This window comes from Hoeflea algicola (assembly GCF_026619415.1).
In the GTDB taxonomy this organism is placed as follows: domain Bacteria; phylum Pseudomonadota; class Alphaproteobacteria; order Rhizobiales; family Rhizobiaceae; genus Hoeflea; species Hoeflea algicola.
Genome location: NZ_JAOVZR010000001.1, coordinates 4,643,195 through 4,668,199, shown reverse-complemented (window position 1 = coordinate 4,668,199; position 25,005 = coordinate 4,643,195). Strand labels below are relative to the sequence as shown.

Sequence of the window (25,005 nt, the reverse complement as noted above, 5' to 3'; positions counted from 1 at the left end):
CCGATCCGGACAGCAAGACGCAGGACCGACACAATCGACACAATCGACACAATCGACACAATTTTGTCGGGAACCCTTGGCGCGTCTATCGGTTATGATCCTGAAAGGAGAGTGTCATGGCCAAATTCAAGAAAGGCGATCATGTCGACTGGAACTCGGAAGCCGGTCATGTCAGTGGCCACATCATCAAGATCCACGAACGGGATTTCGACTACAAGGGCCATTGCCATCGCGCCACGGCTGAAAACCCGCAATATGAAATCAAGAGCGACAAGACCGATCACATTGCCGCACACCGGGAACAGGCGCTGACCAAACTCGCAGATACCTGACCACGGTTGCAGGCTGGTTGTCCCGCGCCGGAGATCCACCCGAATCCGGCGACGAAATGAAAGCGACGCCTCTCAACCGCACAAAGTGCACCGCCAAGGGCGGTTCATGGCTCTATTGGTCCCTGCAGAAAAACCGTTGGCATACACGTCATTTCTACATTGATGCGTCGGGCGGGATCGGCTAGAAGACCTCTCACGCACCGCTTCGCGGCGCCTTCGGCGGCTTCGCCAAAGGCCTCGGATGCACCCGTAGCTCAGCTGGATAGAGCGCTGCCCTCCGAAGGCAGAGGTCACAGGTTCGAATCCTGTCGGGTGCACCATAATATAATCCAATGATCACGATGGGTTATGTATGGACGAACAAGCTGCGAATATCTCCTGGTTTGCCACCGGTCACAAACTGGTCACACTGACAGGAATTCCCAACGTGGGATCCCAACAAAAATGCAAAGACAAAGGGCAAGCACACGTTCGGCACTCAGGCCAACGTCCCCACTCTAAGAGCTTTCAAACTCACACCGATGCACTCCGCTGGATATGGCAGACCGAACAAGAGCTAGGCCGGGTGGGCCGAGCCTATGGCCCATCCATTCATAAGCGGACGACCGTTGCGGATCTGCCAAACAGATATCTTGGCTTCACTTTTCATGGGAACTGATCTCTGTCCCACCGATCAAATGTTTCATTCGCTGATTGGCGCGCTCTCCGGAATGCACCGGATGCGCAGTTGGGTCGCCGCTTCGATCTTGTAGCGGGAGAAAAGCATCGGCAGGTAAGCCTCCCTGCCCCACGGATCGAGATGATCGTCATAATGCCGACTGCGCGGATCACCCGACTGCCCGGGCGCATTGATGAAAACGCAATCATCCCAGCCACCGATATCGAGCACCATCCGAAACGATGCGCCGACAGTCATTGCGAATGTATCCGGATCGTAGTCGGCAGCGTTCGGCGTCAACCCTGAGCCACCTTTGGCGACCCTGCGTGTGTTGAGCGTATCATCGCCGAGCAAGCTCGAAAGCGGATGGAGAAACAGAGAATGGTGCAAACTGTCCCACTGCCATTTGGCGCAGTCCGCCCCGCCCCGAGATACTGCTTCCCGCCAGGCAGCAGCCAGTGTTTCGCCGACAATGAGATTGCGCGCGGCCTCAGGGGCCTCGCCAAACCGTGCATCGGGAGACTCCATCAGTTCCGTAACCAGCATCGTGTCGATCGCCGCGATATCGGTGACAGAGAAATGATCGAAACTGCCCGGGACACAATGTTCTGCAACCCGGCGCAAGAGATGCCGGCGGAACCAGATTTCAAACAGCATGGCGGGACCCGAGTCACCATCGATACTGCCGCTCCACCCGGAGAAGAATGCCTTCGCCTGCCGGGCATCGGGGTCTGAAAAATCAATGTTGGCGACGACGCCAGTAAGGCGTTCGGCCGTTGGCGAAGCAAAGCTTGTTTGCAGGCTGATGCTGTCCTTGATGGAATGCGTACCGGATTCGTCCAATTTGCGGGCAATAGCTTCATAGCGGCACGGATCGCACCATTCAAAACCGGACTTGTGACGGCGATAATCGAAATCGGCGGGCAAATTCATTTCATTGGCGGTCGCCACCCAGCCGCACTCGGGATTGAAGGTTTTCGGGTGGTCGCTGGGCGCCATAAAGCCGCGCCACTCCCGGCTTCCGTCACCGGGGACCGGCATCAGTCCGTCCCATTCGGCGCGGACAGGCACGAAGCCTGACATGATCCAGCCGATATCACCGGATGTGTCCGCATAAACATGGTTGAGCGTTGGCGTGCGCCAATGCGACCGCGCCTCGACAAAATCGTCCCAGTTATCAACCTTCTGATAGCGCAGCGCACCCAGATAGGGGGCTGATCCCGGCTCACTCCAGATCGAGCGCATCGCATAGGCCCGCTGGTTGGACGGATCAGAAAACAACATCGGGCCGTGGATCGTGAAGGCCAGCGAAACCGTTTCGGGCTCCCCGTCCTTCACCGGAATTTCTTCGGAAACAATGCTCATACGCTCCCACCGGTCCTCGAAGCGATAGAGTTCCGGGTCGTCCGGGTGAAGCTCGTAAATGTAAAGATCAGACTGATCGGCCACATGAATCGTAAAGCAAAAGGCGCTGGTCTGGTTGTGACCGATGGCAATGCCCGGCACGGCCGGTTCACCCGCACCGATCACGTCAAGGCCAGGCGCGTTGAGGTGGGATACGTAACGCAGCGATGGCAGCGACAATGTGCGGTGCGGGTCACTCGCAAGGATCGGACGACCAGTCGTCGTTCTGGCCGCGGTAATCGCCCAGTTGTTGCTACCGCCGGCATTTTCCCCGGTCGGAGCCACAGCCTGGTTGAAGTTCGGCGGCGCTGTACCGAGTTCAAAGATACGCCGCACTTCCGACGGGATTGGCTCGAGGCCAAGCCCCTCGGGCATCTGAAGTGTCCATTCAGGTTCGAGCCGTCGGCGCATCGCCTCGGCATCCACACCGCACGTATTGATAACGTCGGATCGCGTGATTTCCCGCACCAGATTGAAAAGTGGACCGTGGCTGCGAATACGCACGCAATCCTCTGCGCACCAGAGGGCGGGGCGCGTCCCGGTTCGGACAAATTCCACCGGCATCAGACCATGGTCTTTTTCTGTTTCGCCGATAAAAGCGTTGATGCCTGCGACAAACGCTTCGGTAATCGCGCGGGCATCCGCTCCGTAGCTCTCCCATTCGGCGTCCATATTCCCACGATACAGCAAAAGCCGTGCGGCACGGTCGGCTTCGATGAAAGCCGGCCCGAAATCATTGGCCAATTGTCCCAGGCCACGTTTGCGCCAGAGGTCGATTTGCCAGAGCCGGTCGCGGGCGACCGCAAATCCCTGGCCGAAAAAGGCATCATGATCGCTACCGGCAAAAACATGCGGAACTCCCCAGCGATCAATCAGGATTTCCAGTTCGCTCTCCAACCCGGAAAGCCGAAACGCAATGTGAGGAGTGGTGTGCATGGTGTCCCGTCGTCGCAGCCCCCAGGCCGCCGCTTGGATAGAAGGCAAAAGGGCGGCCCCGGAAGGCCGCCCTCAACTCGTGTTATTTCCACTTCGCCCAGTAGAAGCGCGGCATCTCATCTGGGGTGGCGTTGAATTCCAATTCGCTTGTGTAAGCGTAAGGAACAACGAACGAATGGATCGGGGCCATCAAGGCGCGTTCGGTGATTAGCTTGATCGCTTCACCATAGATTTCTTCGCGCTTTTGTGGATCAACCTCGGTGCCACCCTTTGCCACCAGTTCCGCGACTTCGGCGTCCCCGACGCGGTCGGATGACGACTGACCGCCGAAGAAGGCCGGCAGAATGGCCGAGACATCCATCAGTGAATAGGAGCCCCAGTCCCAGTACCCGATCGGTACCTGTCCCTTGCCGAATTGGTCGACCAGTGCTGCGCCCTGCATCACGCTCGCATCGGTCTTGATGCCGACCTTGGTCAGGTCTTCCTGCACCTTGGCAACCCATTGTGCACTACGCGCGCCAATTAGCTGGGTTTCAAAGCCATCCGGATAACCGGCTTCAACGAGGAGTTCCTTGGCCCTTTCCGGGTTGTAGTCATACTTCACCGCCTTATCGGCAATGCAACCGAACTGGTCGGGAAAGCACGGCGTGTCGATTGCACGCGCATCGCCCTGGACCAGATACTTGACCAACTCTTCCTTGTTGATGGCGTGCAGCATTGCCTGGCGGACTTTCACATTGGCAATGGGATTGTCCTTGTCGGTGCCGTCACCAACGATATTGAAGTTGAGAAAGCCGATCCGCATGGATTCAAAAAGGTTCGCATCGATGTTCGGCTGGGAGTTCAGCTTGTCGACCTGGTCGGCGTTGTACTTCCAGATCCAGTCGGCCTTACCGGAGATCAATTCCAGCATTTCAGTTGATTCATCGTTGACGACGCGTATTTCGATATTGCCGATCGCGGCAGGCAGTTTGGGGCTGTCGAAATAGTTCTCGTTGCGGGTCATGAAATAGCGGCTGACGCCCTCGATTTCCTTCATGACATAGGGACCGGTGCCCACCAGGTTCTTGCCCATGCCTTCGGGCCCAACCTTGCTGTGATACTCGTTGGGATAGATGAACAACGGCCCGGCGAGATATTCAAGCGCGGCCGGGAACGGCGCCTTCAGATTGACGTCAACAGTGAACTCGTCAACCTTGACTGCGTCCTTGATGAAGCTGCTGTTGTTGGGCGTAAGGATCTTGTTGGCGGGATCGACGAGGAAATTCAAAGTATAGACGACGTCATCGGCATCGAACGGCTCGCCATTGTGGAACTTGACGCCCTCGCGCAACTTGAACCGAATGGTGGTGTCATCCGTCCATTCCCAGCTTTCGGCCAGAAGTGGCGCATATTCGCCGGTGGACGGGATCTTCAACAAAAGCGTGTCCATGACCATCGAGTTGATGATGATGCCTGAACGTAGCTGGTTGAAATGTGGATCGACGTTGGGAACAGATTCTTTCCATACGATACGTAGCGTGTCATCGCTCTTGCCGGCCTGTGCCGGGGTCGCTGCGAATACGCTGGCGCTGAGTACAGCGACAAGCGTCGAAATAATTCCGGATTTCATGTTCTAGAACTCCCTGTTTGGATTAAAATCGGTCGACAGGCTCCTCAGACATCGGACCGTTTCATCGAAAAAATGCATGCGTATTGTCGGAACCTCCCTCGTTGCTTGGTCTGATTATGGGCCGGGTGGTGGAGAGAGCGCCGGAATGCCGGCATCTGGATCGATATCGAGTGCGGAGGCGAGCAGCCGCTGCGTATAGGCATGTTGCGGCGCCTGCATTACCGCCTCGGTGCGACCAACTTCGACAAGCTCTCCGAAATACATGACCGCCACGCGATCCGAGAGGAACTGCACGACCTGCAGATCATGGCTGATCAGGATCAGAGAAAGCCCCATTGTCCGACGAAGGTCGTTGAGAAGATTGAGAATCTGCGCCTGTACGGACACGTCGAGCGCTGATGTTGGCTCGTCGCAAATCAGGATACTTGGTTCGAGCACCAGCGCACGGGCGATGGCCACACGCTGACGCTGACCGCCGGAAAGCTGGTTTGGATAGCTCGACAATGTGCGCTTGGGCAGGCCAACGGCCTCGATGACAGCGGCCACTTTTTTCCGCCGCACTTCCGCATCCTTGATCCCGTGTACCCAGAGCGGCCGTTCAACAGCCTCGCCGATGGTTTCGCGCGGGTTCAGCGAGGAATACGGATCCTGGAATACAGGCTGGAGAATACGCGCCACCCCCTTGCGCGACATCCCGCCAATTGCCTCACCGTGCAAGAGCACGCTCCCCTCAGTCGGGGGCTCCAGGCCGAGCAGCAGGCGTGACAGCGTGGACTTGCCACACCCGCTTTCGCCGATCAGCCCGAGGGCTTCGTTCTTTTTCAGATCGAGCGAAAAGTGCTTGACCGCTTCGATGGTCCGCTTGCCGCTCAACAGGCCGGAGTTCAGCGTATAGGTCTTGCTGACCCCGCGCGCCTCCAGAACGATATCGGTTGTTTGTAATGCGGTCATCACAGCGCCTCCGGCAATGTGACACGATCACAGCGAACCCAGTGTTCGCCGGACCGTTGCAATTCAATATTTGCGGCGCATGCCGGCTGCGCCTCCTTGCAGCGGCTCATGAAGGTGCACCCGGTCATGTCACCGATCAAACTCGGCACAGTTCCCGGAATTACCTGCAAAGGTTGGCCGTGCCGTCCGGGCTGGGAAGTCGGCAGGCATCCAAGCAACCCCTTGGAATAGGGATGCAGCGGTCGGCGAAAAAACTCGGCAGTTGGCGCCTGCTCCACGACCTGCCCGCCATACATGACGACGATGTGGTCGGCCACGCGCGAGGCAATTGCCAGGTCATGGGTGATCAGCAGAAGCGCCAGCCCGAAGCGCTGTTTGAGATCGATGAGCAAGCGGAGAATTTGCGCCTGCACCGTCACGTCGAGCGCAGTCGTGGGCTCGTCGGCAATGATCAGTTCCGGCTCGCACATCATCGCCATGGCGATGACAACGCGCTGCCTGAGACCGCCTGACAGTTGGTGCGGATACTGGCTGATACGCTCGGCCGGATCCGGAATACCTACCTGACCGAGCATCTCGATGGCGCGGGCGCGCGCATTGGCTTTCTCTTGCGGACGATGACGGCGATACACTTCCATCAGTTGCTCGCCAACGGTCAGTGATGGGTTCAGTGCGGTCAGCGGCTCCTGGAAAATCATTCCGATCTTGTTGCCGCGAATCCGCCGCAACCGGCTTTCGCTGGCATTGCGGAGATCTTCGCCCAACAGCGAGAGCGTTTCCGCGTTTCGCTCGGCGCCGCGTGGCAGCAAATTCAGAATTGCCATCGCCGACATCGATTTTCCGCATCCGCTCTCGCCGACGATACAGACGGTTTCACCGCGTTTTACATCGAAGGATATTTTGCGCACGGCGTGAACCCGACCGGATCGATGCGGCAACGAGACGTCGAGATCCCGTACACTGAGAATGTTGGCTGCTTGGTTCATCGTCCCTTGGCCTCCGGATCGGTGACGTCACGGATCCCGTCGCCCAGCAGGTTTACCGACAGCACCAGCACCATCATCGCCAACCCCGGGAGGGTGATCAGATAGGGCGAGAACAGGATGTACTCCTTGCCCTCGGCGATCATCAAACCCCAATCGGGTAACGGTGGTTGAACACCAAGCCCGAGGAATGACAGGGCAGACGCGATGAGAACGGCGTTGGCCATCTCTACGGTCGCGATAATGATGAGGTAGTTGAGAATGTTGGGAAGGATATCCCGCCGGATCATCGTGAAATCCGAACATCCGACTGCACGCGCGGCTGTCACGAATTCACGGCTGCGCAGTTGAAGCGTCATTGCCCGCGCGACCACCGCAAAGCGGTCCCACAAAAGCAGCCCGAGCATCAGGACCAGCAGCTTCAGGGATGGGCCGGCGAGGAAGGCGATCGCCAGCGCAATCAGCACTGCCGGCAAGGCCAGGCGAACCATGATGAGGAAGCGGACCACAAAATCGATCTTGCCTCCGTAAAACCCGGCGACGACACCAAGCGTCGTACCGATTGTTCCAGCAAGCAGGATGGTCAGAAAACCGATCATCAGCGACAGCCGACCGCCCCAAAGAAGGCGTGCAAGATAGTCGCGCCCGAGGTGATCCGTTCCCAATGGGTATTCGGCGGTGCCGCCGCTCCACATCGGCGGCCGAAGCCGTGCAATGAGGCTCTGGTCAAACGCATTGTGAGGCAACAGATACGGACCGATCAGCGCGGAGAAAACAACAAGGAAGAAAAGCCCCCCTCCGATCACGATCCCGCTGTTGGACAGCCACCGGCGCGCGGTGTCGCGTGCGGCTTCGGCGCCAAGCAGTTCGATGGGCTCTACTTCGACTTTCTCGACGGTCATTTATTGATCCCTCAGACGCGGATCGAGCAGCGCGTGCAAGACGTCGCTGACAAAGGTGAGCAAGCAATAGATTGCGCCGAGCACAAGCACGTTTGCCTGAACCACGGGATAGTCGGCCCGATTGATCGACTCCCAGGCGAGGTAGCCGAGCCCCTGAATGCCAAACACCGTTTCGAGGACGACCGATCCACCTATCAGAGCACCGAGTTGGACGGCCGCGATTGCCACGACAGGAATGAGCGCATTTCGGAGGGCATGCTTGATGATAACCGAGGCCGGGCTCAGGCCCTTGGCGCGGGCTGTACGGATGTAATCGGCGCGCAACGCATCGATCATTCCGGATCGCGTCAGCCGCAGAATCGTTGGCAAGGTCGCAATCGCCAGAACGGCTGTCGGCAGGATGAAATGCTTCCAGGTTTCCGAGCCGGAGACAGGCAGGATTCCGAGTGTCAGGCCGAAGAAAATGATCAGAAGCAACCCGAGCCAGAAAGAAGGCATGGCCTGACCCAGCACAACGCCTCCCAGCAATACACGGTCCAGAATACCGTTCGGCTTGAGCGCGGCCAGCGTTCCCAGCGGCAGACCGATAATAATCGAGGCACCAAGCCCGAGCGCGCCGAGCCACAGTGTAACCGGCAGACGCTGCGCGATGAGCGTGGATACGTCTTCCGGGAAGAACAGTGAACGGCCGAAATCACCGTGAAGCGCCTTCCAGGCCCAATCCAGATACTGAACAACGACCGGGCGATCCAACCCGTAGGCCAGACGAATGCGCTCGACATCTTCAGTAAGCGATTCCGCACCGGCGATCCGCAACGCCAGATCACCTGAGGCCCGCAGCAGAATGAAGCCCACGATCGAAACCGCGATCATGACCGCCACGGAGAGCAGAAGTTGTCTTAAAACGTAGCGTGCCAACAAAATAATTCCCGTTGATCGGATCAATTCCCAAGGCAAGAGTTGATCACGGATAACCATTTGTCAAGGACGCAGACTAAATTAATGAAACTAACATGCCGGCAATCGAAATATCCACGCAGCATCCACCATTCTGCACCCGTTCAGAACCTGAATCGACAGTGATTTCGGATTTTGGGACGCGGTTTGGCTGCGTGGCTGAGTATTTTCTTTCACAACACTCTGCGCGGGTGTCCCGACGCCGCTACACCGAACAATCGTTCATAGGCAAAATCGATACCGGCACCCAACGCCCCTACGAGCTGAGCACGCGGCCCCAAACTTGTCGGCTCGAGCTGCAATCGTAGCGGGGTACAACGCTTGAGATGGCGCTCCACCCGGGAAATCAACGCCGGATGAACGCCGATCTGCCCACCCATGACGACAACCTCCGGATCAAGAACCGCCGCTGACGAAGCGATTGCCAGCGCGACCAGGCGTGCCGTCTCGTCAATAACCATTTCTGCCGGTTCCGACCCATCATCGAGCGCGCCAAATATGTCGCGCACACTTGCCCCGCGCGCGCCACCGTAACATTCATACTTGCGGACAATCGCCTGTGCGCCAACCTCGGATTCCAGCGTGCCGACATCAAAATTACGGGAATCGAACGGGTTCGCGCCGATAGGCAACAGCGCAATCTCGCCGATGGCCCCACGACGCCCCTTCAGGAGCATGCCGCCGACAACAGCGCCAAGCCCTATGCCCGCCCCGTGGGCAACAAATATGAAATTATCGACGCCCTTGACGCTTCCGTGCCAACGCTCGCCCCGCGTTGCCATATCCACAGCGTTCTCGACAAGAAGCGGCACACCGATCCTTTCGGTCAGCATGCCGGCAAAATCTATATTGTTTATTCCGGATATGTTTGATGCCGCCAAGACCGCGCCAGTCGATGTCTGGAACACCCCCGACACGGCAATGACACCTACCTGGATAGAGCGCTTGTTGATACCAGAGGAAGCAATCATTCGCTCGACAACCGATGCGATCTGCTCGATTACATATATGCCGCCCCTAGGATCCGTCTCTTCGCTCATTTCGAGCGAGATCTTGCCGTTGAGGGTGACGAACGCCGCGCGAAAGGTGGCGCCACCAAGGTCGATCCCGAGCACATAACAGGCCCCTTCCTGAAACTCGTAATTCAATGCACGCCGGCCGACGCCGCCGGTCACCTGTTCGCCCTCCTTGATCCAGCCCTGACTGACCAGTTCCCGCACAACCTCCGACATTGTCTGCTTTGACAGCCCGGTCACTTCCGAAAGGCGCGCCCGGGAAATCGATCCGCGCTCTAGAAAAACATCAATTACGGCCTGAATGGACAATTGCCGCGCGACTGGCGCCGTGACTTCCGGTTTCTTCGACACGCGCGAAAATCCTTTTGTTAGGGAGCAAATTTAAGAAGCTGCAAAATTCATCAACCGACCTCATGACAATCTACCTTAATTGCCGCCAGCGCAAAAACTATATGCGTACGCTGCTGTTTTCCACCCGCATCAGTTCGATTTCATTTTTCAAAATGCATATTAGTCTAGGTTCTTGACAAATATACCACGCCCTCATACCGTCGCCCCACAACAATGGAGGTAAGCATGCCAAACGGGCTGAAGGTTCTTGTGGCGGGTCTCGGGCACATGGGCATGTCTCATGCCCATGCCTACGACAAGCTCGACGGGTACGAGCTGTCCGCGTTGTGTGCACGCAGCATCGCTTCACGCGATGACCTGCCTGAACAATGGCGCGATTTGCCCCGTTACGCCGATTTCCACGAGGCACTGGAAGCGGTCCGGCCTGACGTTGTCGCCATCTGCACCTACCCGGACACCCATGCCGAGTTCGCAATCTCAGCCTTTAAGGCCGGTGCGCACGTCTTCCTGGAAAAGCCGATCGCCCAGACGGTGGAACAGGCCGAAGCGGTCGTTGCTGCGGCAAAGCAGGCAAACAGGAAATTGCTGGTCGGGCTTTCGCCGCCGCACAGCCCGATGTGGATCAAGCTGAACAGCATCGCACGCGGGCTGGGAAAGCCGCTGGTGATGCGCATGAACCTGAACCAGCAATCGATCGGCCCGGCCTGGAACTGGCACCAGAGCCTTATGGAATCAGCATCGCCGATCGCCGATTGCGGCGTACACTATGTCGACTTCATGTGTAACATCACAGGTGCGCGGCCGGTCCGGGTCCATGCGATCGGCGCGCGGCTTTCGGACGATATAGCCGAAGATATGTACAATTACGGCCAGCTTCAGGTCGTGTTTGACGATGGCTCTGTCGGCTGGTACGAGGCCGGCTGGGGACCGATGATGAGCCAATCAGCATTCATCGTCAAAGACATAATTGGCCCGAAGGGTGCGGTCAGCGTCCTGTCGCCGGACAACGTTCAGCCGACGGAGGCGGGCGCGACGGTGTCAACCTCTTCGGAAATCAGTACCCATTCAAAAATCCGCCCGCTGCGCCTGCATCACGCCGAGCTCGGTTCCGACAATGCCCTCATTAACAGTGACGAGGACATCGAGATTGAGGAAGTCCTCAACCACTCACAGATGTGCGAACGCAAGCATTCCTATCTGCTGGATGCCATCCGCAATGATCGCGACATGACAGATCACATGCGCAGCGCCGTCGACAGCCTTCGCATTGTACTGGCCGCCGACGAGAGCATCCGAACCGAAAAGACCGTCTACCTCTAAAGCCGCTGCCACGCGCAGGCTCCGATCAAATAAATATGAAACGGACGACAATGAACAAGTTTGGACGCTTAACCGAAAAAGCCCGGTACCACGAAAAACTGGAAGGGCGGGTTGCGGTTGTCATCGGTTCAGGACGCGGCATTGGCGCGGCGATTGCTGCGCGCTTGGTGCGCGATGGCGCGTTTGTCGTCGTCGCGGATCGGGATATCGACCTCGCGAATAACACGGTCGCAAGCTTCGACGTCGGTGAACGCGCCATCGCGGCCCAAGCCGACATTCGTGACATCGCAGCAGCAGACCGGTTGGTGGCGCTGGCTGTCGAAAAATTTGGCCAGCTCGACATTCTCGTCCAAAACGCCGGCATCTTCCCTTGGTCGCTAATTGAAGAAATCTCGGTCGATGAATGGGACTCCGTGCTGGAAACCAACCTCCGCGGCGCATTCCTTTCAGCACGTGCAGCCCTGCCACATCTGCGCGATAGCGCCTTTGGTCGCTTGATTTTCACATCCTCGATTACCGGCCCTCGGGTTTCCAGCCCAGGCCACGCCCATTATGCCGCCAGCAAGGCCGGCATCAACGGCCTGGTAAAATCCGCAGCAATCGAGTTTTCTCCGTATGGGATCACGGTCAACGCGGTGGAACCTGGCAACATACTCACCGAAGGCATGAAGGCCGAGCGCACCGCGCAATTCATCGAGAACATGACAGCGGCTGTTCCACTCGGCCGTCTCGGCGCACCCGATGACGTTGCCAATGCCGTCTCGTTCCTTGCGTCCGACGAAGCCAGCTACATCACCGGCACGTCGATCATCGTCGATGGCGGTCAGATCCTGCCGGAGATGAAGACCGCGAAGGGATAGCTCAGCAAAGTGTAGCCCGACAAAGGGATTTAATGGCAATACCTTTCGACCGGAAACAGGACAAGCGACGATGGCACATGACGAACTGACCAACATGACCGCATGCGAGGTTGTCGCCCTGTTGAAAAAGGGCGAGGTCACGCCTCTCGATCTGCTCGACGCAGCAGAAAGGCGCATCGAAGCTGTCGATCCCCATGTCAACGCACTCCCGACACTCTGCTTTGACCGGGCCCGCGATCATGCTAGGCGCCTGATGGACAAGCCGATTAGCGAGCGCGGGCGGCTCGCCGGCCTGCCGATGCCGATCAAGGATCTGAACGAGGTCGCAGGCGTTCTGACAACGCATGGCTCACCAATCTACAAGGATCATATTCCTGAGACGTCCGACATCGTTGTTGCAAATCTCGAGAGCGAAGGCGCAGTCGTTTACGGCAAGTCCAACGTTCCCGAATTCGGTGCGGGCGGAAATACGTTCAACGAGGTCTTTGGCCCAACACGTAATCCCTGGGATACGCGCATGTCGGCATCCGGCTCATCCGGCGGATCGGCAGCCGCTTTGGTAACGGGCATGGCCTGGGTCGCTCACGGAAATGACATGGGCGGCTCGCTGCGCAACCCGGCATCCTTTTGCGGCGTGGTCGGCCTGCGCCCGTCGCCGGGCCGCGTTGCCCGCACCCCCGGTGAAATGGTCGACAGCTTGCTGGCTGTCGACGGACCGATGGCGCGCAACATCGCTGACATGGCGTTATTGCTTGATGCAATGTGTGGCGAATATCCAGCCGATCCGCTTTCCCTGCCGCGCCTGTCGGCAAGCTATGCTGAAGCCGCACAAAGACCGGAAAAACCTCTCCGCATCGCCTTCAGCGCCGATCTCGGCATAACGCCTGTCGATCCACAGGTGGCGGACATTTGCCGCAAGGCCGCTTTGAAGTTGGAACATGCGGGCGTTACCGTTGTCGAGGACCATCCGGACCTCAGCGACGCGCATGAAGTGTTCCAGACATTGCGGGCATATCAGTTCGCTGCTTCTCACAGGCAGAAGCTTCAAGACTTTCCCGAACTGCTAAAGCAGGAAATGATCTGGAATGTGGAAAAAGGCGAGCGTCTCTCCGCGTCGCAAATCATTGACGCCCAGTCGAAACGAAGTGCGATCCTTCGCCGAACGATCGACTTCTTCAGGACTTACGACCTGCTTTTGACGCCGGCCACGATCGTCCCCCCTTCCCGGTCAACAAACGTTATGTCGCCGAATGCGCCGGCAAAACTTTCGACACCTACATTGACTGGCTTGCAATTGCCTACGGTATAACCCTGACAACCGCGCCGGTGTTGTCGATGCCCTGCGGTTTCACCGACACAGGGCTACCGGTGGGCCTGCAAGTCGTTGCCGCTCCGCGAAACGAGATGGGGCTGTTGCGCTGGGCAGCCTTTATCGAAGGCGAACTCAACTCAGTGATCAGGAAACCGATTGTTCCGAACGTTACGCACGACACGTCGGTGAAATAGTATTGGCGGCGCGAGCCGCACCGAGCCGCAGCCGAAACGCTGTCGCGCAGCCGTAAAAGTCATGGGCAATACTGGGCCTTCGGCAAATGCGAAGCTCGATGCCGATTCGACTTCGGCTGACACGAGCAAATCGCCGACCGGCCATGCTCATCCGGCTTCCCAAGACAAGCCCGCGTCAGGGGGTACGGCTGCTCCCGACCAGTGCGTCGCGCAGGATTGCCGCCCAATGCGGGGCAGTACCGGCATCCGCAATGAGGTCATTGCGAATCTCGAATTCTACACAGGGCAATCCGCGTTGTTCGCCGTGCACAGGTATGGCGTAATCGGTATCGTCGCCAACCGCATAGGGTTCGTTTATGCCGATGCACAGATCCGTGTTGTCTTTGAGCCAATCGGCCACCGACGGCGCCAGATCACGATCCCGGTTGAATAGGACCCCGATTTCCCAGGGCCGTTTCTGACCAAGATAGACAGGCGTGAAAGAATGCACGGTGACCAGTTTGGTGGGGATACCGCGTTGCCGACGGTCTTCGAGCGCTTCAGTTACTGCATTGTGGAATGGCCAGAATATCTCGCGCGCCCTGGCAGCGCTTGCTTCCGGCGTCAGGTTGATATTGCCGGGCACATCAGTGGCTTCGCTTCGAACCGGCGTGAAGGCAGCAACATCGGGGCGGCGGTTGCAATCACAGACAATGCGCGAGTAGCGCTGAGCATAGAGCGGCGCATCGAGCATTTTCGACAGTTCGATCGCGACCGCGCGTGCGCCAATATCCCAGGCAATATGCCGCTGGCGATCGGTCTCCGATAGCCCCATTGTTCCAAGGCTCTCAGGAATCCGGTTTCCAGCATGCTCACAAATCACAAAATATTCAGATGTGGCATCTTGGTTGAAGGTCTCCAGAGGATGCGGCTCCTCGGGTGAGAGCACCATTGCCTTGGTGTTATCCTGCAAATCAGACACTTTTCCGCTCCATGCTGTTTGTATCAATTCGTACAAATCCAATCGAAACATTGCAAGATGTATCTTTTAGTTGACGATCATGGGGACGGCACCTTATCGTCGCGACAATTGAAGGAGCATACTCACTTGGCAGAAGTACCAGTCATTGATGCGAGCGGATTGCAACGGGGGTTTGGTGGTTTGCTGGCAGTGGATGGCTATGGATTGCAGCTGGCCAGGGGAGAACTGGTCGGCTTGATTGGCCCCAACGGCGCTGGCAAGACAACTGCTTTCAATCTGCTGACCGGCGTGTTGGAACCTTCATCCGGGACGATCCGAATCGAGGGCCGTGACCATACCGGTTCTCCCCCATGTCATGGCGCGCGCCGGGCTGGCCCGGACCTTCCAGAACATTCGCCTTTTTGACGATCTCAGTGTTCTCGAAAACATCATGTGCGGCGGTCACATGCGCCATGGCGCCAGTACGCTCGCGACCATCCTGCAGCTTCCGTCATTCTGGAGGGCGGAAGAAAAGCTGCGGGATGTGAGCCGCGATATCGTCGAACGAATCGGCCTGCAGGAACTCGCAGCCCGCAAGGCAGGCGATCTTTCCTACGGCGATCAGCGCCGGGTGGAAATCGGGCGGGCGTTGGCCGGGCAGCCCAAGGCGTTGCTGCTCGATGAGCCTGCAGCAGGGCTGAACCCGTCTGAAACCCGCGACCTGGTCGATTTCATTCGTCGCATCAATTCCGATTTCGGCATCGCTGTTCTGGTGGTCGAACACGACATGCATCTCGTCATGGATTTGTGCGACCGTATCCAGGTGCTAAACCGAGGCACGCTGATTGCCGAGGGCACGCCGGTCGATGTCCAGAAGGACTCGGGTGTGATCGAGGCCTATCTCGGCACCAGGCGAAAGGAAAAAGCCCATGCTTGAGATTCGCGATCTGAATGTGTTCCGAGGTGCGACGCATGTGCTCAAGGACGTGGCTTTTGCCGTTGACGAGGGCAGTCTGGTGGCACTGATCGGAGCCAATGGTGCCGGGAAATCAACCACTTTGCTGACCCTTTCGGGGCTATTGCCGGCGCGTTCGGGTTCAATTCTGTTCACCGCGGGCGGAACAACAATTGACCTGGTGCAATCTTCATCTGAAAAAATCGTTCGCGCCGGGCTGGTGCAATGCCCCGAAGGGCGACAGGTATTTCAGTCGCTCAGCGTGGCGGAAAACCTCGCCATGGGCGCCTACACACAATCGGACAAAGCGGCGATAAAACAGACGACCGAACACGTCTATGAACTGTTTCCGATCCTGTCGGAAAGAGCGCATATCGCTGCCGGTTCGCTTTCCGGCGGCGAACAGATGATGCTTGCCATTGGCAGGGCTTTGCTGGCCAAACCGAAAATGCTGCTTTTGGATGAACCCTCCCTTGGTCTGGCCCCGCAGATTGTCGAGAAGATTTTCGATATTATCGAACAGCTGAAAGCGACAGGCGTCACCATCTTGCTGATTGAACAAAACGCGGCAATGGCGCTCGATATCGCCGACCGCGCCCATGTCATGGAGAACGGACGCATCGTGCTTTCGGGCACCGGCGCCGAACTTGCCCAGAACGACCGGGTCAGACAGTCCTATCTCGGGGTCGCAGCATGAGCCAATACCTTTTCCAACAACTGATCAACGGCCTTGCGCTTGGCAGTCTCTATGCGCTTGTCGCGATCGGGTTTTCGATGATTTACGGCATCGTCCGTCTGATCAATTTTGCCCATGGGGACCTGGTGATGATCGGGGCCTTTTCGACACTCGCCCTGGTGAGTGCAGGCGTACCGTGGCCAGTCATCCTGATCTTTGTGCTGGCGATCGGCGCGCTTGCGGGCATGGCGATCGAAACAATCATATTCCGGCCGATGCGTGGCGCCAGCCCGGTCACCGGCTTTATCGCAACACTGGCGGTTTCGATTGCCATTCAAAACAGCGCACTGATGATCCTGTCCGGCCAGCCGCGGAACTTTCTGTTTCCAGCCTTCATGCGTCAACGCATCGAATTTAGCGGGGTCAATGCGTCGCTGACAGACCTCGTCATTATCGTTCTGACCCTGCTTCTCATCGGCGGGCTGTTTCTGGTGGTTTATCGAACCAAGCTCGGTACCGCGATGCGGGCGACGGCCGAAAACCTGATGGCTGCCCGGCTGATGGGGGTTGCTGTCAATCGGACGATCCTCGCCGCATTCGCCATCGGCAGTGCGCTTGCTGCCGTTTCCGGCCTGTTCTGGGGCGGCAAATTCGGCCAGATCGATCCACTGCTCGGTTTTGTGCCGGGACTGAAAGCATTTGTCGCGTGCGTCATCGGCGGTGTCGGCTCGATTGGCGGCGCCATGCTCGGCGGTTACATTCTCGGGCTTGCCGAAGTTCTCTTTGTCGGTTTGTTGCCACAGGAGTTCTCAGGCTACCGCGATACGTTTGTGTTCCTGCTGCTGATTGTCATCCTGCTGGTCAAGCCATCGGGGCTTTTTGCACGCAATACCGAGGAGCGCGCATAAGATGAAGGCGAGAGAACTCAATGAGGCTCGGGCAATTACCCCGCATGCAACGCCGATGAAGGGGTTTGTCGCCGCAGCCGCTGTTGTCGTGATAGCGGCCATTGCTATCTTTGTGGCGAGCAAGGGACTGAGCAATTATACCGTTACCTTGCTGGCATTGTTGTTCATAAATGCTGCACTGGCGGTATCGCTGACACTGACCAACGGTCTCACCGGATTGTTTTCACTGGGGCACCCGGCCTTCATGACGATTGGCGCCTATGTCGCCGCCATCCTGACATTCAGTGCAAGGCGAAAAGGGTCGATGCTCCCCGATCTGCCGGACTGGCTTGCGTCAACCGAGTGGTCGATGTTGCCGGCATTGCTCGTAGCCGGTCTGGCCGGTGGCTTGGTCGCCTTGGCCATTGGCGGTGCCGTGCTTCGGCTCAAGGGTCACTATCTGGCAGTGGCGACCTTGGGATTGATCATCGTTGTCCAGGGGCTGGCAACCAACTGGGACGGCATTACTCGCGGCGGATCAGGCATCAGTGGGCTGCCCCGGTATGTCGACATCTGGTGGGCCTTCGGATTCCTGGTGCTGGTGGTTGCTGTGACATGGCGGATCAAGTTCTCGTCACTGGGACGCGCAATGATGGCGGTTCGCGAGAATGAGCTTGCTGCCAAGTGCAGCGGCATCAACGCAGCGCGGCTCAAGATTTTGGCCTTTGTCATCGGCGCCATCATGGCCGCCATGGCCGGCGCGCTGCTGGCCCATCTCATCAGTGTCGTGACCCCGAAAACCTATTCGGTTCTGTTGGCCTTCAATATTGTCGTAATGGTTGTCATCGGCGGTTCCGGCAGCATCATGGGAGCTCTGCTTGCGGCGACGGTTATTACCATCGTGTCCGAAAGCCTGCGGCCCGTTGAGGAGAGCGTGGGGCTTTATGGATTGAGCCAGGTGATTGTAGCGCTTTGCCTGATCCTCGTGCTTTACCTCAAACCGTCGGGATTATTTGGCAGCGGTGAACCGGTGGTCATTCGCAAATTATTCAGTGGAAGGCAGGAACCATGACAGAACCGCGCCGCAAGGATGTTTACCCGGGTCGCGTCTTGCCGCTGAGCGCCGAGCGCTGCGGGTTACTGGTGATCGACGTGCAGAACTGGGTGATGGATGAAGCGAACCGTCAGCCACGACCCGAATTTTACGAGGCTGCCCGCGGGCACGTTATCGGCAATATCGGCCGGCTGGCCGATTCATGCCGGCAAACCGGCATAGAAGTCATCTATACGGTGATGGAGAATTTTACCGACGATGGCCGTGACCGCAGCCTCGACTACAAGCTTTCTAATTTCTTCATTCCCAAGGGATCCTGGGACGCCAAGGTAATCGACGAGGTGGCGCCTCGGGGCGACGAGATGATCATTCCGAAGACCTCTTCCAGCCTGTTCAATTCGACCAACTTCGAATATCTGGTCCGCAATATCGGGCTGGACACGCTGTTCGTAACCGGGTTTCTCACCGACCAATGCATCGACCATACCATTCGCGATGGCGCTGATCGCGGATTTCACATGGTTTGCGTTTCCGATTGCTGTGCAACCGATACTCAAGCGCGGCACCAGTCGGCGCTGGCGGCGTTCAAGGGCTATTGCCGCATGGAGACAACAGACAGCCTGATTGCTGCAATCAAGCGCGACACCAGCGGTTAACGCATCGTTGAAGATCGGGACAAGTTCTGCTGGTTATAGACTGCGCCCGGCAATAGCAGGGCGCAGTCAGGTTTCATCAGTAGGCCAGGTGGTATTTCTCGCACTGCTGCCCGTCCGATAGGTCCTTCATCAGGTCCACCTCAAAGCGTTTGTGCGCAAGATAGGCCTGGATCAAATCTTCACCCAGCAACGGCTTGAATGCGGCTTCGCCCTCGAACAAGTCCAGTGCCTCGGTTAATGATTGCGGCAAACGCACAATGCCCAGGTCGCGGAGTTGCGCCTCCTCAAGATCCTGCGGCGGGCCGGGACAGACTTCCGGCCGGTCGAGTTTCTGGTCAAGTCCATGAAGGCCCGCGGCAATCAATGTGCCCAAAACCAGGTAAGGATTTGCCGTCGCATCGGCCGCGCGAAATTCAAAGTGGAACTGTTTTGAAATATCAGTCCCGGAACCGGGAAAAACCGGACAGATTCTCAGACCGGCCTCGCGGTCGCGCTCACCCAGATTGTTGTAGGCCGCACTCCAGCGGTTGGGGGTCAACCGCAGATATGAAATCGTCCCGGCGGCGGTAATGGCCGTCAGCGCAGGCATGAGCTTGAGAATGCCAGCCAGAAACGAGCCGGCGGTTTCCGACATGTTGTTCTTGCCCTGGCTGTCATAATTGACCGGCTTTCCGGATGCTGCGTCCATCAGGCTGAAGTGCATGTGCACGCCGTTGCCTACCGCGTCAGGCCGCAGGATCGGGGTGAAGCTTGCCCTCGTCCCGAAATACTGCGCAACCGCCCGCGCGATCTCGCGCACCGCCACCGCCTCGTCCGCTGCTTTGACCCCTTCAGCCGGGCCAACCGTTACCTCATACTGTTTTGGCCCGAATTCGGGCATGAACGTATCGATCTCAAGGCCCGCAGCCTTGAGCGCCCCAAGATAGGTTTCGGCAAACCTGCCTTGCCGCCGAAACGCATCAAGGGCATAGCTTGCATTGGGTAATTCCTCGACATCCTCGAGCATGAACTCATGCTCGAATGCTGCCTTCAGCTTGAGGCCATGACGGTCCTCGAGTTGCTTAAGCATGCGCTTGAGGAAACTGCGCGGACAAACGCTCCACGGGGTCCCGTCAAGATTGCATATATCGGCCATCATATAATGAAACGCGGCTTGTTCATCGCCAAAATCAACCCGGACACGCGTGGCGTCATCGGGAACCAGCACTGTATCTCCAAACGGCCCCCAGGGGCTTGGCGCGATCGGGCCGTGTGCGGTGATCATGCTGTTGGTCGGGGTCCAGCCAATGCCTTTCTTGAGGCGGCTTTCGAGATCACAGGCCGGAAAGCCCTTGCCTCGCACCTGGCTAGCCAGATCGGCCGTGCACAACATAATGATCTCTTCACGCAACATGGCAGTCCTCATCTCGTTTTCTGATTGTTTTTGGCGCTGGTCTGATTATTTGCGGCAAGGTGTGACCGGAGATCTTCAAGCGCTTCGATGCGCTTTTTGCCGGCCGTGTCCGCTTTGCTGGCGACAGCGCCAACCAGCGCTTCGGCCACGCCTGTCCCGACGGTCAGGACATCGAAAATTGACGGCGCTTCCACCGGGAAGGTCAGCACATGGTGTGCCGAACGTGCGGCTGGCGACTGCCAGATATCGGTGAGCAGGACGATGGTCGCGCCTCGCTTGGCTGCGGCATCGGTGAAGTTGATGACATCGTCCTGGTAACGGCGGACATCAAAGACCACCAGGATACTATTGCGCCCTATATCGAGCAGGCATTGCGGCCAGATCTGGGTCTGCCCCGAAATCGGATAGACCTTGCCCCGGATCGCGATCAGCAGGTCACCCATGTAGTTGGCAATGTTTGACGAGTACCTGCCACCCAGAAGGTGAATGTCACGCCGCGGGTCAGCCAGCAGAACGGCAACCTTGTCGAATTCCTTTTCGGAAATAAGGTCCGGCAGCGCGCGGAAGTGCTCGGCGAGGCGATCGCTGGTTCTCGCCAGAAACGAAGTCTTGGCCGCTTCGTCACGCACCTTGCGTTCGCCGAAGCGCATCAGTGGCGACTGAAGGGTTTCCTCGATGTGGCCGCGCAGCGCCACCTGAAAATCTGCATAAACCGGAAAGCCCAACCGCTTGACGAGACGCAACACAGTTGCCGTGCTGACGCCACTCTGATTGGCAAATTCGGCGACCGTGGTCAGGCCCGCCATTGGATAATTGGCCATGAGATGACGCGCCGCACGCGCCTCCCGGCTGCTCAATTCAGGCAATGCCTGCCTCAGTTCTTCAAGCACGTTCATTGATTTTTGCTCATCAGAGATGACGCCTTCATCTGTATCAAATCAGACAAACATGCGCATTGAAAGAAAAAATGTACCATTCGATTGACGTTATCCATTTGCAGAGGCATGCTGCTATCGACGCATGAGGTGTGTGCACAGCTTATGTGTGAGGGTGAACATTCGACTAATTCAACAAGGAGATTAGCATGAAAAGTTTGATCGCCGCATCGGTGGCTTTCGCTGCCATGCTGGGAGCGGCCCACGCACAAGAAATCAAAATCGGCGCGCTATACAATCTGACCGGAGGCATGTCGTCACTTGACGGGCCATCGCTCAAGGGCGCGCAACTTGCAGTCAAGCAGATCAACGAGGGTGGCGGTTTGCTCGGTCAGCAGGTCGTGTTGATTGCCCCTGATGGCAAGACCGACCAGCAGGAAACTGCCAAATCGGCTCAACGTGTTCTCTCCGAAGGAGTGGTCGCGGGCATTGGTCAGTCAGACACGACATTCGTGATGGCTGCAGCGCCACTGTTTCAGGAAGAAGGCATCCCGTTTGTCACTTCGGGTGCAACCCATCCGGAATTGCCGCAGTGGGTCGGCGACTACATGTTCATGACGCCGTTTGGCGATGACGACCAGTCTTATGCCATCGCGGACTATGCCTACGACAAGCTTGGTGCCCGCAAGGTCGCTGTGTGGACTGACAACTCGATGGATTTCACCAAGGCTTTGAGCAAGTTCTTTGTCGAACGGTTCGAAAAGCGCGGCGGTGAGATTGTCGGGACGGACACCTTCATGATGGGCGATACCGACTTTTCTGCCCAGATCGCCCGCATTGGCTCGCTGGATCCGAAGCCGGATGCCGTGTTCATCTCCGCCATTCCTTCGGAAGCAGGGTTGTCGGTAAAGCAGATCCGCGAGCAGGGCATCACCATGCCAATCGTTTCCGGTGATGGTTTTGACACCGAACTCGTTGCCAGCGTGCCGGGGCCGGAACTGGCCAATGAAGTCTATTTCTCGACCCATACCTACCGGGCCGATGACCGTCCGGAAGTGGCGAAATTCGTCGAAGACTACAAGGCGGAATATGGCATTGATCCGGAAAATGCGTTTGCGCCGCTAGGGTACGACGCGCTGATGCTGGTTGCCGATGCGATCCGCCGTGCAGATTCTGCCGAGCCCAAAGATATCCGCGATGCCCTCGCCGAAACCCGGGGCTTCAACGGTGTCACCGGTGAAATCAGCTATACGCGCGAGACTATGGTTCCGCCGAAGCCGGTTTCCATTATCAGCGTGAAAAACGGCAAATACGCTGTTGAAGAAATCTGGAATCCGGAAACCAACTAAACACCGCTTGCAGGTAGCAGAGAAGACGGGGCCCAGCTTGGCCCTGTCTTTTTTCTTGGGCCGTTGAAATGGCCACCAATTGGGAGATGGTTTGAAATGAGCACGAACATCGGCGGCACACTGGCCCGGTATGAAGGGCGCGACAGAAATTTGGATTCGCGGAAAACGGCAGTTTTGGTCGTTGATGCGCAGAATGCTGAATTGCAGCCAGAGATACTGCAACAACATCCCGAATTCGCCGAAGCACTGAAGAACCGGGCGCTGCCAGCCATGAGTCGGTTGCTGGATGCGGCCCGCGAACGGGGCGTCGAAGTGATTTACACCGTGATCGAATCACTGACCCAGGACGGGCGGGATAGATCGCTGGATCACAAGTTGTCCAACATCCACGTCCCCAAGGGATCGCCGCTGGCCAAGGTTATCGATGATGTCGCGCCGATGGGCGATGAGATCGTGCTGCCAAAAACTTCGTCAGGTGTCTTCAACTCGACCAACATCGATTACGTGCTTCGCAATTTGGGTATCGAGAACGTCATCATCACCGGATTTGTCACCGATCAGTGCATCGATATGGCGATCCGCGACGGCGCAGATCGCGGCTATTACATGGTCTGCGCGGCGGACGCCTGTGCAGCCTACACGGAACAACGCCATGCCGCTGCCCTGAAGGTCTTTGGCGGCTATTGCCGCGTTCAGAATGTTGACGAGATTCTCGCAACCATTGTCGCCGATTGATTACGCCCCATCGAGATCTTGCAAGGCCTGGCGCTGGTGGCCAGGCCTGCTTGGGCAGCACCGAGTTTTCTAAACACCCTCAGGCTTTATTCTCTGCTGCCGTTCTAACTTGACGGGTAACAGCATCTCGTTTGAAATCACCACTGAAATTGACTTTGCCCATCATGCCCTCCTTGCCTCAAAACCAAGAAAGAAGGCGTCTACAAATCTAGGGACTATTCAATCAGCCGTCCGGACCCTGTGGAGATTGGCGAAGCTATCGTGCTAGCGTAGGATCATGATCGAGAAGTCACCAACCTGCCAAGCTAACGAGACCGCCCGGTGATGGCATCGCATCACAATCTCTATCTGGTCGCACTTTCGATCATTGTTGCCATTCAGGCCAGTTATGTCGGCCTGTACCTCGCGCTGCGGATCTCCGGGGCTTTCGCACTCAATCGACGACTCCTGATCGCGGCCTCCGCGATGACCCTGGCTGTGGGTATATGGGGCATGCACTTCATCGGCATGCTGTCTATGGCGATGGCGGCAGAGGTCGACTACTTGGTGCTGCCGACACTTCTTTCATTCCTGGTTTGTGTGTTGGTGACGGGAATTGCCGTCTATCTGGCCAGCCTGCGTTCGCCGCGCTTGTTGGCGATCGCGGCAGGAGTGATGGGATTGGGCATCACCACCATGCATTATGTCGGCATGATCGCCCTGCATTCCAGTGCCCGGCTGAGCTATGATCCGGTCTATGTGATTATCAGCTTTATCATCGCCGTGACCGCCTCGGGTCTGGGGCTCTGGCTGGCGTTTTCAGCCGACCGGCGTCCGCCGCTGTTTCTCTGTGCCACCGCGCTGGGATGCGCGGTATCGGGAATGCACTACACGGCAATGGCCGGCACCACGTTTGATTTTTCACTTGCTGCACCGATCACATCGACATCGTATATTTCAAGCGACACATTGGCGGTGATCGTCAGCGTGGTTGCCTTCGCGGTGTCAGGAATCTTCATGTTGACGCTGGTACCCAAGCGGGTGACCTCCGGCCCCCATCAAGCAGATAGGACGAACGGAGCGGACGGCGCTGACGACTTCTATGACAGCGGCTTTGATGACAGCACTGTGGCGGACCCGGCGGTCGCCGAAGTCACAGCAGTGCAAAGATCCAGTTCAGGCAATCTGTTGCCGATCGAAAAGAACGGAAACCGGTTTCACATCGCAGCCAGCGACGTCATCTCGGTGCATGCCAACGCCCATTACACCTATGTCTTCAACGGGCGCGACGACCTTTTCTGTTCGTTGTCGATCAGTGAAATCTTCGAACGTCTGCCCAAGCCTTTGTTCTACCGGACCCACCGCAGTTATATAGTCAGTCTTGCGCATGTGGGCCAGGTGAAGAAATCCGGAGATGCGGCCATCGCCGAACTGGTTTCGCCTGTTCGCAGGACGGTACCGATCAGCCGGGCCCGCGTGGCCGATCTTCGCCAGAAATTGGCCGCCCACCAGTCCCGCGAACACTCGAATATCAGCTAGAATTTATGTCAACATTGTTGACGCAGTTCGTGCGAACACCCTGTATTTCGTGAAAATACGTGGTGTTCGTGCGCCAGCAGTTGTCTGGCACCGCCGCAATAGCCTCTCTTCTGAGCACTGTTGAAGATCGATCGAGAGAGCAGCCTTCGGGCTCTTGGAGTGATCGGTTCTTAATCTGC

The 25,005-nt window shown here is 57.5% G+C and carries 22 protein-coding genes, 1 tRNA gene and 1 pseudogene; 14 read left to right on the top strand and 10 right to left on the bottom strand.

Translation table 11 applies throughout. The features are described from left to right. Positions 1–116 precede the first annotated feature (116 nt). Positions 117–332 (top strand): hypervirulence associated TUDOR domain-containing protein, encoded by a 216-nt coding sequence (locus OEG84_RS22590; protein ID WP_267655853.1) that lies wholly within the window; start codon positions 117–119, stop codon positions 330–332. Between the two features lie 243 nt (positions 333–575). Beyond that, positions 576–652, top strand: a tRNA-Arg gene (locus OEG84_RS22585). 362 nt (positions 653–1,014) lie between these two features. On the opposite strand, the gene OEG84_RS22580 is transcribed toward OEG84_RS22585, so the two are convergent. From OEG84_RS22580 to OEG84_RS22550, 7 genes are all read right to left on the bottom strand, one after another. Next, positions 1,015–3,330 carry a penicillin acylase family protein gene (locus tag OEG84_RS22580; protein ID WP_267655852.1) on the bottom strand — a complete coding sequence of 772 codons (2,316 nt, stop codon included), beginning with the start codon at positions 3,328–3,330 and terminating at the stop codon, positions 1,015–1,017. Between the two features lie 82 nt (positions 3,331–3,412). Then, positions 3,413–4,942 carry an ABC transporter substrate-binding protein gene (locus tag OEG84_RS22575; RefSeq protein WP_267655851.1) on the bottom strand — a complete coding sequence of 510 codons (1,530 nt, stop codon included), beginning with the start codon at positions 4,940–4,942 and terminating at the stop codon, positions 3,413–3,415. A gap of 114 nt (positions 4,943–5,056) precedes the next feature. Next, positions 5,057–5,893: an ATP-binding cassette domain-containing protein gene (locus OEG84_RS22570; protein WP_267655850.1), complete on the bottom strand. Its 837-nt coding sequence runs from the start codon at positions 5,891–5,893 to the stop codon at positions 5,057–5,059. After that, positions 5,893–6,879: an ABC transporter ATP-binding protein gene (locus OEG84_RS22565; RefSeq protein WP_267655849.1), complete on the bottom strand. Its 987-nt coding sequence runs from the start codon at positions 6,877–6,879 to the stop codon at positions 5,893–5,895. Before OEG84_RS22565 ends, OEG84_RS22570 begins: the two co-directional genes overlap by 1 nt. Next, positions 6,876–7,778 (bottom strand): ABC transporter permease, encoded by a 903-nt coding sequence (locus tag OEG84_RS22560; protein ID WP_267655848.1) that lies wholly within the window; start codon positions 7,776–7,778, stop codon positions 6,876–6,878. Before OEG84_RS22560 ends, OEG84_RS22565 begins: the two co-directional genes overlap by 4 nt. Then, the gene (locus tag OEG84_RS22555) at positions 7,779–8,696 is read right to left on the bottom strand and encodes an ABC transporter permease (protein WP_267655847.1); all 918 of its coding nucleotides are present in this window, start codon (positions 8,694–8,696) and stop codon (positions 7,779–7,781) included. A 212-nt stretch (positions 8,697–8,908) separates the two neighbouring features. Further along, complete coding sequence (locus OEG84_RS22550; protein WP_267655846.1) at positions 8,909–10,102, bottom strand: ROK family transcriptional regulator; 1,194 nt, start codon at positions 10,100–10,102, stop codon at positions 8,909–8,911. Between the two features lie 225 nt (positions 10,103–10,327). Here OEG84_RS22550 and OEG84_RS22545 point away from each other — a divergent pair, with 225 nt between their 5' ends. From OEG84_RS22545 to OEG84_RS22535, 3 genes and pseudogenes are all read left to right on the top strand, one after another. After that, positions 10,328–11,422 carry a Gfo/Idh/MocA family protein gene (locus OEG84_RS22545; protein WP_267655845.1) on the top strand — a complete coding sequence of 365 codons (1,095 nt, stop codon included), beginning with the start codon at positions 10,328–10,330 and terminating at the stop codon, positions 11,420–11,422. 50 nt (positions 11,423–11,472) lie between these two features. After that, positions 11,473–12,282, top strand: a complete 810-nt coding sequence (locus tag OEG84_RS22540) for an SDR family oxidoreductase (protein WP_267655844.1) — start codon at positions 11,473–11,475, stop codon at positions 12,280–12,282. Between the two features lie 70 nt (positions 12,283–12,352). Then, positions 12,353–13,788, top strand: a pseudogene (locus OEG84_RS22535) (amidase). Between the two features lie 175 nt (positions 13,789–13,963). Here OEG84_RS22535 and OEG84_RS22530 read toward each other — a convergent pair. Then, entirely contained in the window at positions 13,964–14,749 is a 786-nt protein-coding gene (locus OEG84_RS22530) for an N-formylglutamate amidohydrolase (RefSeq protein ID WP_267655843.1), read from the bottom strand. A gap of 57 nt (positions 14,750–14,806) precedes the next feature. On the opposite strand from OEG84_RS22530, the gene OEG84_RS22525 reads away from it, so the two are divergent. From OEG84_RS22525 to OEG84_RS22500, 6 genes are read left to right on the top strand one after another with little or no spacing between them, the layout of a single operon-like run. Next, positions 14,807–15,154, top strand: a complete 348-nt coding sequence (locus OEG84_RS22525; RefSeq protein ID WP_267655842.1) for an ATP-binding cassette domain-containing protein — start codon at positions 14,807–14,809, stop codon at positions 15,152–15,154. Beyond that, the gene (locus OEG84_RS22520; RefSeq protein WP_267655841.1) at positions 15,078–15,665 is read left to right on the top strand and encodes an ABC transporter ATP-binding protein; all 588 of its coding nucleotides are present in this window, start codon (positions 15,078–15,080) and stop codon (positions 15,663–15,665) included. The genes OEG84_RS22525 and OEG84_RS22520 overlap by 77 nt, the downstream gene beginning before the upstream one ends. Beyond that, positions 15,658–16,380 carry an ABC transporter ATP-binding protein gene (locus OEG84_RS22515; RefSeq protein WP_267655840.1) on the top strand — a complete coding sequence of 241 codons (723 nt, stop codon included), beginning with the start codon at positions 15,658–15,660 and terminating at the stop codon, positions 16,378–16,380. The genes OEG84_RS22520 and OEG84_RS22515 overlap by 8 nt, the downstream gene beginning before the upstream one ends. Continuing rightward, on the top strand, positions 16,377–17,267 hold the full coding sequence (locus tag OEG84_RS22510; protein WP_267655839.1) for a branched-chain amino acid ABC transporter permease: 891 nt from the start codon (positions 16,377–16,379) through the stop codon (positions 17,265–17,267). Before OEG84_RS22515 ends, OEG84_RS22510 begins: the two co-directional genes overlap by 4 nt. Before the next feature lies 1 nt (position 17,268). Then, complete coding sequence (locus OEG84_RS22505) at positions 17,269–18,318, top strand: branched-chain amino acid ABC transporter permease (RefSeq protein ID WP_267655838.1); 1,050 nt, start codon at positions 17,269–17,271, stop codon at positions 18,316–18,318. Beyond that, complete coding sequence (locus OEG84_RS22500; RefSeq protein WP_267655837.1) at positions 18,315–18,956, top strand: cysteine hydrolase family protein; 642 nt, start codon at positions 18,315–18,317, stop codon at positions 18,954–18,956. Before OEG84_RS22505 ends, OEG84_RS22500 begins: the two co-directional genes overlap by 4 nt. Before the next feature lie 76 nt (positions 18,957–19,032). Here the strand turns inward: OEG84_RS22500 and OEG84_RS22495 are convergent, their stop codons facing one another. Further along, positions 19,033–20,349 carry a glutamine synthetase family protein gene (locus OEG84_RS22495; RefSeq protein WP_267655836.1) on the bottom strand — a complete coding sequence of 439 codons (1,317 nt, stop codon included), beginning with the start codon at positions 20,347–20,349 and terminating at the stop codon, positions 19,033–19,035. An 8-nt stretch (positions 20,350–20,357) separates the two neighbouring features. Further along, positions 20,358–21,245 carry a MurR/RpiR family transcriptional regulator gene (locus OEG84_RS22490; protein ID WP_267655835.1) on the bottom strand — a complete coding sequence of 296 codons (888 nt, stop codon included), beginning with the start codon at positions 21,243–21,245 and terminating at the stop codon, positions 20,358–20,360. 188 nt (positions 21,246–21,433) lie between these two features. Between OEG84_RS22490 and OEG84_RS22485 the strand changes: the two genes are divergently transcribed. The 3 genes from OEG84_RS22485 to OEG84_RS22475 all read left to right on the top strand — a co-directional run bounded on the left by OEG84_RS22485 (position 21,434) and on the right by OEG84_RS22475 (position 24,826). After that, positions 21,434–22,573: an ABC transporter substrate-binding protein gene (locus tag OEG84_RS22485; RefSeq protein ID WP_267655834.1), complete on the top strand. Its 1,140-nt coding sequence runs from the start codon at positions 21,434–21,436 to the stop codon at positions 22,571–22,573. A 96-nt stretch (positions 22,574–22,669) separates the two neighbouring features. Next, positions 22,670–23,308: a cysteine hydrolase family protein gene (locus OEG84_RS22480; RefSeq protein WP_267655832.1), complete on the top strand. Its 639-nt coding sequence runs from the start codon at positions 22,670–22,672 to the stop codon at positions 23,306–23,308. 324 nt (positions 23,309–23,632) lie between these two features. Then, on the top strand, positions 23,633–24,826 hold the full coding sequence (locus tag OEG84_RS22475) for an MHYT domain-containing protein (protein ID WP_267655831.1): 1,194 nt from the start codon (positions 23,633–23,635) through the stop codon (positions 24,824–24,826). Positions 24,827–25,005 lie beyond the last annotated feature (179 nt).

Coding starts and splice junctions, on each gene's coding strand:
- OEG84_RS22490 (WP_267655835.1), bottom strand. CDS start 21,245: ATGAACGTGCTTGAAGAACTGAGGCAGGCATTGCCTGAATTGAGCAGC.
- OEG84_RS22495 (WP_267655836.1), bottom strand. CDS start 20,349: ATGTTGCGTGAAGAGATCATTATGTTGTGCACGGCCGATCTGGCTAGC.
- OEG84_RS22545 (WP_267655845.1), top strand. CDS start 10,328: ATGCCAAACGGGCTGAAGGTTCTTGTGGCGGGTCTCGGGCACATGGGC.
- OEG84_RS22500 (WP_267655837.1), top strand. CDS start 18,315: ATGACAGAACCGCGCCGCAAGGATGTTTACCCGGGTCGCGTCTTGCCG.
- OEG84_RS22590 (WP_267655853.1), top strand. CDS start 117: ATGGCCAAATTCAAGAAAGGCGATCATGTCGACTGGAACTCGGAAGCC.
- OEG84_RS22565 (WP_267655849.1), bottom strand. CDS start 6,879: ATGAACCAAGCAGCCAACATTCTCAGTGTACGGGATCTCGACGTCTCG.
- OEG84_RS22560 (WP_267655848.1), bottom strand. CDS start 7,778: ATGACCGTCGAGAAAGTCGAAGTAGAGCCCATCGAACTGCTTGGCGCC.
- OEG84_RS22505 (WP_267655838.1), top strand. CDS start 17,269: ATGAAGGCGAGAGAACTCAATGAGGCTCGGGCAATTACCCCGCATGCA.
- OEG84_RS22540 (WP_267655844.1), top strand. CDS start 11,473: ATGAACAAGTTTGGACGCTTAACCGAAAAAGCCCGGTACCACGAAAAA.
- OEG84_RS22570 (WP_267655850.1), bottom strand. CDS start 5,893: ATGACCGCATTACAAACAACCGATATCGTTCTGGAGGCGCGCGGGGTC.
- OEG84_RS22480 (WP_267655832.1), top strand. CDS start 22,670: ATGAGCACGAACATCGGCGGCACACTGGCCCGGTATGAAGGGCGCGAC.
- OEG84_RS22580 (WP_267655852.1), bottom strand. CDS start 3,330: ATGCACACCACTCCTCACATTGCGTTTCGGCTTTCCGGGTTGGAGAGC.
- OEG84_RS22525 (WP_267655842.1), top strand. CDS start 14,807: ATGTATCTTTTAGTTGACGATCATGGGGACGGCACCTTATCGTCGCGA.
- OEG84_RS22515 (WP_267655840.1), top strand. CDS start 15,658: ATGCTTGAGATTCGCGATCTGAATGTGTTCCGAGGTGCGACGCATGTG.
- OEG84_RS22575 (WP_267655851.1), bottom strand. CDS start 4,942: ATGAAATCCGGAATTATTTCGACGCTTGTCGCTGTACTCAGCGCCAGC.
- OEG84_RS22510 (WP_267655839.1), top strand. CDS start 16,377: ATGAGCCAATACCTTTTCCAACAACTGATCAACGGCCTTGCGCTTGGC.
- OEG84_RS22485 (WP_267655834.1), top strand. CDS start 21,434: ATGAAAAGTTTGATCGCCGCATCGGTGGCTTTCGCTGCCATGCTGGGA.
- OEG84_RS22475 (WP_267655831.1), top strand. CDS start 23,633: ATGGCATCGCATCACAATCTCTATCTGGTCGCACTTTCGATCATTGTT.